Genomic DNA, 1,269 nt, shown 5'->3' with positions numbered 1-1,269 from the left:
TTGGTGTGCTGATGGCGTCGCTTGCAACAACCATCGCGCTGTATATCGGCGACCCTGATACGCTCTCGGCGGTCACATCGATGATCACCATGCCGCTCTTCTTCACCTCCAGCGCCCTGATGCCCTATGACGTGATGCCGGGCTGGCTGCGGACGATCGCGGTTGTCAACCCGCTCAGTTTCGCCATTGATGCAGTACGGTCGATCGGGGATGGTGCAATACCGGTCATGCAGATCGGCCTGCTCTCCGTGCTGAGCGTTATTGTCCTCGTCGTCTGCATGCAGGTTTACCGGAGAGTGACGGTATGAACCTGCGGTGTTTTCTCCTGATCAGTCTCCTTGCGCTGGCCGTGATCCTTTCTGCCGGGTGCACGGACGGGCCGGCAAAAACGACCGTTCCGGTGCCGGAACCTGCAATTACAGGTACCGAGCCGGCAACGGCTGCTCCATCAGAATCAACGCCGTCCTGCACGCCCGTCACCATCACCCAGACCGATGGAAAACAGGTCACCCTGCCCTGCAAGCCACAGCGGCTGATTGTCGCCAACGGCAATGCAGCGGAGATGATCATTGCGTTCGGCGCTGCGGACAAGATCGTCGGGGTCACGCATTCGACCACGAACGTATCCTACGTGATGGAGAAGATACCGCAGGCAGAGAACATCGGCGACTGGCAGATCCCCAATATTGAGAAGATGCTGGCCCTTCACCCGGATGCCGTCATCGCCTATGCCAGTTCCAAGCCCAAGAACCTCGACCAGCTCGAGTCAGCAAACATCACCATCCTTTACCTTGACTGTTTCCGGCTGTCAGCCCTTGCAAGCGATGCCAGTGCCATCGGCACCCTGACCGGCACCCCGAATGAAACGGAAGCGGATGCGAGCCAGGGCGAGGAACCAATTGCGGAAGTGACCGGCCGGGTAAAAAAGATTTCGGAGGATAACCAGCCCATGGTTTATTCAGAGTCCTATACCGACTTCACGGTCTCGGGGCCGGGTTCCGGTGCTGACGAGATGCTGATCCTGGCCGGTGGCAATAATATCGGATCCGACATTACCCTGCAATCGGCGAAGATCAACACGGAATGGGTTGTCGCCCGGCAGCCTGAGTATATCTTCAAGGTGGTCTCCTCGACCAACCTCAAGCCCTTCCCCGAGATCCATGATGACCTGATGCACCGGCAGGGGTGGAATACCATTCCTGCAGTGAAGAACGACCGTGTCTACATCTTCTCAAACGAGGTGCAGTTCGGCCCGCGTTCCTATGTCGG

2 protein-coding genes are annotated in these 1,269 nt (G+C 58.0%); both read left to right on the top strand.

From position 1 onward, the window contains the following. Positions 1–308: ABC transporter permease (locus tag CW742_RS13715; RefSeq protein ID WP_292421338.1), on the top strand; the 308-nt coding region annotated here is incomplete at its 5' end. Continuing rightward, the coding region (locus tag CW742_RS13710) for an ABC transporter substrate-binding protein (RefSeq protein ID WP_292421335.1) at positions 305–1,269 on the top strand (965 nt) is incomplete at its 3' end. The genes CW742_RS13715 and CW742_RS13710, both read left to right, overlap by 4 nt.

It is taken from the genome of Methanoregula sp. (genome assembly GCF_002835825.1).
In the GTDB taxonomy this organism is placed as follows: Archaea; Halobacteriota; Methanomicrobia; order Methanomicrobiales; family Methanospirillaceae; genus Methanoregula.
The sequence above is the reverse complement of the archived record's forward strand: the minus strand, read 5'-3'. Positions and strand labels throughout refer to the sequence as shown.